The sequence below is a fragment of the Metalysinibacillus jejuensis genome, assembly GCF_003057615.1.
Lineage (GTDB): Bacteria > Bacillota > Bacilli > Bacillales_A > Planococcaceae > Metalysinibacillus > Metalysinibacillus jejuensis.
Map to the genome: position 1 here is coordinate 1 of NZ_QAFW01000073.1, position 6882 is coordinate 6882.

Consider the following 6882-nt stretch of genomic DNA (forward strand, 5'->3'; position numbering starts at 1 on the left):
AAATGAAGGCATTCGCCTATTGGCATTAGCATAGAAACAAAAACTCTTGGAACAAGAGGGTTAGCTCGGTCAGTTTTCGTTGGCTAGTAAAAGCAACGATAAGTCGAGAAGCCCCCACTTCAATTAGACCGCAAGGTCAATAAGTGGTGGGTAGTTCACAACTTAGTTTATATGTGGTAAAATGTTTTAATCAAGTTTAGGAGGAATTAATTATGAAGTGTAATGAATGTAACAGGGTTCAATTAAAAGAGGGAAGCGTATCATTAACCCTATAAACTACGTCTGCCCTCATTATTGGAGGGTGAAATGTGAATACATCCTATTCACAATCGAATTTACGACACAACCAAATTTTAATTTGGCTTTGCATTTTATCTTTTTTTAGCGTATTAAATGAAATGGTTTTGAACGTCTCATTACCTGATATTGCAAATGATTTTAATAAACCACCTGCGAGTACAAACTGGGTGAACACAGCCTTTATGTTAACCTTTTCCATTGGAACAGCTGTATATGGAAAGCTATCTGATCAATTAGGCATCAAAAGGTTACTCCTATTTGGAATTATAATAAATTGTTTCGGGTCGGTAATTGGGTTTGTTGGCCATTCTTTCTTTTCCTTACTTATTATGGCTCGTTTTATTCAAGGGGCTGGTGCAGCTGCATTTCCAGCACTCGTAATGGTTGTAGTTGCGCGCTATATTCCAAAGGAAAATAGGGGTAAAGCATTTGGTCTTATTGGATCGATAGTAGCCATGGGAGAAGGAGTCGGTCCAGCGATTGGTGGAATGATAGCCCATTATATTCATTGGTCCTATCTTCTACTCATTCCTATGATAACAATTATCACTGTTCCGTTTCTTATGAAATTATTAAAGAAAGAAGTAAGGATAAAAGGTCATTTTGATATCAAAGGAATTATACTAATGTCTGTAGGCATTGTATTTTTTATGTTGTTTACAACATCATATAGCATTTCTTTTCTTATCGTTAGCGTGCTGTCATTCCTGATATTTGTAAAACATATCAGGAAAGTAACAGATCCTTTTGTTGATCCCGGATTAGGGAAAAATATACCTTTTATGATTGGAGTTCTTTGTGGGGGAATTATATTTGGAACAGTAGCAGGGTTTGTCTCTATGGTTCCTTATATGATGAAAGATGTTCACCAGCTAAGTACTGCCGAAATCGGAAGTGTAATTATTTTCCCTGGAACAATGAGTGTCATTATTTTCGGCTACATTGGTGGGATACTTGTTGATAGAAGAGGTCCTTTATACGTGTTAAACATCGGAGTTACATTTCTTTCTGTTAGCTTTTTAATTGCTGCCTTTTTTTTAGAAGTAACACCATGGTTACTGACAATTATATTAGTTTTTGTTTTTGGTGGGCTGTCATTCACCAAAACAGTTATATCTACAATTGTTTCAAGTAGTTTGAAACAAAAGGAAGCTGGTGCCGGAATGAGTTTGCTTAATTTTACCAGCTTTTTATCAGAGGGAACAGGTATTGCAATTGTAGGTGGTTTATTATCCATACCCTTACTTGATCAAAGGTTGTTACCTATGGAAGTTGATCAGTCAACTTATCTGTATAGTAATTTGTTATTACTTTTTTCAGGAATCATTGTCATTAGTTGGCTGGTTACCTTGAATGTATATAAACATTCTCAAAGGGATTTCTAAATCGTTAAGGGATCAACTTTGGGAGAGAGTTCAAAATTGATCCTTTTTTTATAACAGGAATTCAAATCTTTTTGTTCCATTAAAGGGCGCGATTGCTGAATAAAAGATACGAGAGACCTCTCTTGTATCTTTTTTATTTTGAGTGGTTTTGTCCGTTACACTAGAAAACCGAAAGACAATAAAAATTTTATTCTTGCTGAGTCTGGCTTTCGGTAAGCTAGACAAAACGGACAAAATAAAAATTGGCAAGGGTTTAAAGGTGGAGATTTTTTGAGTGATCTTCTCAAAAAATACTACCTGTCCCTTGCTGATTTTTAAACGAGCACGAGAGCAAAACCCCCCTTTGCTGAGGTGGCAGAGGGCAGGTTTTTTTGTTTCTTTTTTCTCGTAAAAAAAAGAAAGGTCTTAAAGGTTTTATGGTTTTGGTCGGCACTGCCGACAGCCTCGCAGAGCACACACTTTATGAATATAAAGTATAGTGTGTTATACTTTACTTGGAAGATGCACCGAATAAAAAATATTGAAGAACAACTAGCAAAAGATTTTAAAGAGTTATTTTATTTTAAGTCTTTATAACATGAGTGAAACGAATTTTTAAATTTCGATAGAAATTTTTACATCAAAAAGCCCCCTGTCAAAATTGACGAAGGGGGTTTTTTGGCGCACGCTTTTCGTTAGAAATATACAAGATTGAAAATCGTGTATAAGTGCGCCCTTTATTTTGAACTTAGCACGTTACATCAATTTTTTAAAATGATGTATAAGTGCGCCCTTTTAAATTTTGAGTGATTATATTTTTTGAGTTAGAAAAAGGGATTGGGAAAATTTCCCAAAATAATTTAAAAAATAAGCAAAAATTTTCGATAGAGAATGTGCTATTTTTTGTCAAAGGTGTATACCTTGACTGTGCTTGCTGTTACATAAGTTTTATTTTTAAGTTATTAGATTTGTTATAATTTAAGAAACTGAATTTTATTTTTGGGAGGGATATGATGGAGCCTTTATTATTAATTGCAACTTTAATGTTATGTGCAGTGGCTTACTTTGAAAGTTAAATTTGAATAGCTGTTAGAAGCTCATATTTGCGTTTTAAGCTGTTTTAAATATATCTGCGTATATTTTTATGTGTTTTATCTTTTCGTCGGCAAATGCGTTAAAATTTGCGAAATAAAATATCTCAAGGGCGAACGCAGTGAGTGCATTTATCCTTGAGATATTTTTTTGAGTAAATTAGCTTTGCTGAACGACGAAAAGGAAACACAAAACTTTTCAGAGGCAAGGGGTTTTAAAGGGGCGCTTTTAGCCCCTTTGGAATTTATTTGATTTAAATAATATTTAGTTTTAAAATTAGGATAACGAAAAAAGACAAACGAAAAGCAGGCGACTTTGGCGAGTCCCTGCTTAGTGGAATAACAAATAAGGGTTGTTATTCATTCAGACATAGTATATCAAGTTTTGATTTTGAATACAAAACAAATTGGACGAATGGATACAGGCAAAATTTATTTTGCAATTCCACTCGTCCTTTTTTCGTTCCAAAAATTATTTTAGGAGCGATAAAAAATGAAGAAAATTGATGAAAAATTAGCTGCAGAAATCTCACTAAAAAAACCGGCCGTCTCTAATAGCCGGTTAGGAGTGCATTCTGTGCACCCACAAAATCCTAAATTAAGTTTTGACGCTATGACAATAGTTGGAAATCTCAGTCGTGACAACGCTCAAAAGCTATCGTCATTTATGAGTATTGAACCTCAAATAAGACTTTGGGATATACTACAAACGAAATTTAACGACTTTCCGAAAGAAGTCTCCAATCCTCAAGGAGTGTGAAGGTGCGAATAGCACCAATGAGTAGGTGGGAGATGAATTTCGGTTGGCTTTAGCCAAAGAATTTGGTAAAATATAGACATAATGTTCTTTGACAACTGGATATATGGAGTTGCATACGGAAATAAGAGCGAAAACCAAGCCCCTCGTATGCGTAAAATATCCAAGGTACTAAAAACATTGCGTATCAGTAGGGTTGGAATGCCCCGAATTCACGCTCGTGGAGAACACATAAGACTTGCTTGCAAGCTATGTTCGTGGAAGCGAGAAGCCCCCACTTCAAACGAAGTTAAGTGGTGGGTAGTTCACAGCTAAAGCACTGCAAGAAAAAGTTTATATCGAATATGACAAAGTGAAAGCAGATACTTGGGACAGACGTAATATGCGTGTTGAATTTAATCCAAATAAACTTACACATGAAGAAATGATTTGGTTAAAACAGAACATCATCGACTACATGGAAGATGACGGTTTTACAAGATTAGATTTAGCTTTTGATTTTGAAGATGATTTGAGTGATTACTATGCAATGACTGATAAAGCAGTTAAGAAAACTATTTTTTACGGTCGCAATGGTAAACCAGAAACAAAGTATTTTGGTGTGAGAGATAGCAATAGATTTATTAGAATTTACAATAAAAAGCAAGAACGTAAAGACAATGCAGATGTTGAAGTTATGTCTGAACACTTATGGCGTGTAGAAATTGAACTTAAAAGAGATATGGTGGATTATTGGAATGATTGTTTTAATGATTTACATATCTTGAAACCAGATTGGACTTCGCCAGAAAAATTAAATGAACAAGCAATGGTTTACATGTTAATTCATGAAGAAGGCAAATGGGGAGAATTGAATAAGAGAACTAAATATAAATATAAAAAAATAATCAAAGAAATATCTCCAATTGATTTAACTGAAATAATGAAATTGACTTTACGAGAAAACGAAAAACAATTGCAAAAGCAGATTGATTTTTGGCAGCGTGAATTTAGATTTTGGGAGTGAAAAAACAATGAGGACTGAAAAAGAAATTTTAAATTTAGTTTCTGAATTTGCTTATCAACGAAGCAATGTAAAAATTATTGCTCTCGAGGGTTCAAGAACTAATGAAAATATAAAAAAAGATAAGTTTCAAGATTATGATTTTGCTTTTTTCGTATCAGATATTGAGTGTTTCACACATGAAGAAAGTTGGTTAAGTTTATTTGGAGAATTATTGTTTATACAGAAACCAGAAGATATGGAATTATTCCCACCTGATTTAGATTATGGTTACAGTTATATAATGTATTTTAAAGATGGCATAAAAATGGATATTACATTAATTAATTTAAAAGATTTAAATCGTTATTTTAGTGATTCTGATGGTCTTGTAAAAATTTTAGTTGATAAAGATAATTTAGTAATTCAAGAAATTGTTCCAGATGACTCAAATTATTGGTTAAAAAAACCAACAGAACGAGAATTTTATGATTGCTGTAATGAGTTTTGGAGTGTCTCAACGTATGTAGCAAAGGGTGTTTTTAGAAGAGAAATATTATTTGCTTTAGATCATTTCAATAATATTTTACGTCCTGAATTATTAAGAATGATTTCTTGGTATATTGGCTTTAATAGGGGTTTTGATTTTAGTTTAGGAAAGAATTATAAGTTTATAAACAAATATTTAACTGATAAAGAATTCAATATGTTTTTAGCTACTTTTGAGATGAATGGATATAGAAAGACATACCAATCTTTTAAGCTTTGTTGTGAATTATTTAAATATTATTCAAATAAAGTAAGTTGTTTAGGAAATTATAACTATCCAAATTACGAAAAAAATATTGAGAATTTTATTCGTAATAATTATGAGAATTAATTTTATTAGCAACCACATTTTTGGTTGCTTGGGTTTAGGTTTTGAATTTATGGGCTGACTTGTTCAGTCCATTTTTTGTGCTTGCACAAAAACTAGCCTCGCAGAGCACACGCATTAATGACTTATGAAACGTAGTAAATAAGTCTAGTGTGTTATACTTTACTTGGAAGTGGTTGCCGGAAAGAGCGAAAATGCCTCACATTTGTGCCACCTAAAAAGGAGCGATTTACATATGAGTTATGCAGTTTGTAGAATGCAAAAAGTGAAATCAGCTGGACTAAAAGGCATGCAATTTCATAATCAAAGAGAGCGAAAAAGTAGAACGAATGATGATATTGACCATGAGCGAACACGTGAAAATTATGATTTGAAAAATGATAAAAATATTGATTACAACGAACGTGTCAAAGAAATTATTGAATCACAAAAAACAGGTACAAGAAAAACGAGGAAAGATGCTGTTCTTGTAAATGAGTTGCTAGTAACATCTGACCGAGATTTTTTTGAGCAACTGGATCCAGGAGAACAAAAACGATTTTTTGAGGAAAGTTATAAATTATTTTCCGAACGATATGGCAAGCAAAATATTGCTTATGCAACAGTTCATAATGATGAGCAAACCCCTCACATGCATTTAGGTGTTGTGCCTATGCGTGATGGAAAACTGCAAGGAAAAAATGTGTTTAATCGTCAAGAACTGTTATGGCTACAAGATAAATTCCCCGAGCATATGAAAAAACAGGGTTTTGAGTTGAAGCGTGGTGAACGTGGCTCTGACCGTAAACATATTGAGACAGCTAAATTTAAAAAACAAACTTTGGAAAAAGAGATTGATTTTCTAGAAAAAAATTTAGCAGTTAAAAAAGATGAATGGACTGCTTATAGCGATAAAGTTAAATCAGATTTAGAAGTACCAGCGAAACGACACATGAAAAGTGTTGAAGTGCCAACGGGTGAAAAGTCCATGTTTGGTTTGGGAAAAGAAATAATGAAAACAGAAAAGAAACCAACCAAAAATGTTGTTATATCGGAGCGTGATTATAAAAACTTAGTGACTGCTGCGAGAGATAACGATAGGTTAAAACAGCATGTTAGAAATCTCATGAGTACTGATATGGCGAGAGAATATAAAAAATTAAGTAAAGAACATGGGCAAGTTAAAGAAAAATATAGTGGTCTTGTAGAGCGATTTAATGAAAATGTAAATGATTATAATGAGTTGCTTGAAGAAAACAAGTCTTTAAAGTCTAAAATAAGCGATTTAAAGCGTGATGTGAGTTTAACGGCTTTCCGAAAGAAGTCTCCCATCCTCAAGGAATGTGAAGGTGCGAATAGCACCAATGAGTAGGTGGGAGATGAATTTCGGTTGGCTTTAGCCAAAGTTATTTTTCTAAGCCTTTTCGCAATAATTCGAGAATAGTTGCTGTTCTTGTAGACAGTCCGTTTTCTTCTTGGTATTTATCTAATTTCTCGATAATTGATTTAGGCATACGAATTTCTACACGTTC

5 protein-coding genes and 1 pseudogene are annotated in these 6882 nt (G+C 33.4%); all 6 read left to right on the forward strand.

Features of this window, described 5'->3' with window-relative positions:
- The first annotated feature begins 212 nt into the window (after positions 1-212).
- Entirely contained in the window at positions 213-275 is a 63-nt protein-coding gene (locus DDE80_RS15800) for a tetracycline resistance efflux system leader peptide (protein ID WP_012779615.1), read from the forward strand.
- A gap of 33 nt (positions 276-308) precedes the next feature.
- Positions 309-1685: a tetracycline efflux MFS transporter Tet(L) gene (gene tet(L) / locus DDE80_RS13200; RefSeq protein WP_108308364.1), complete on the forward strand. Its 1377-nt coding sequence runs from the start codon at positions 309-311 to the stop codon at positions 1683-1685.
- A 1563-nt stretch (positions 1686-3248) separates the two neighbouring features.
- On the forward strand, positions 3249-3515 hold the full coding sequence (locus tag DDE80_RS13210) for a hypothetical protein (RefSeq protein ID WP_108308365.1): 267 nt from the start codon (positions 3249-3251) through the stop codon (positions 3513-3515).
- 301 nt (positions 3516-3816) lie between these two features.
- A pseudogene (locus DDE80_RS13215) lies at positions 3817-4518 on the forward strand (replication initiation factor domain-containing protein); the annotation flags it as partial.
- 7 nt (positions 4519-4525) lie between these two features.
- Positions 4526-5374: a streptomycin adenylyltransferase Str gene (gene str, locus DDE80_RS13220; RefSeq protein WP_010711054.1), complete on the forward strand. Its 849-nt coding sequence runs from the start codon at positions 4526-4528 to the stop codon at positions 5372-5374.
- Between the two features lie 232 nt (positions 5375-5606).
- Positions 5607-6722 (forward strand): MobV family relaxase, encoded by a 1116-nt coding sequence (gene mobV / locus DDE80_RS13225; RefSeq protein ID WP_235612345.1) that lies wholly within the window; start codon positions 5607-5609, stop codon positions 6720-6722.
- Positions 6723-6882: the final 160 nt, after the last annotated feature.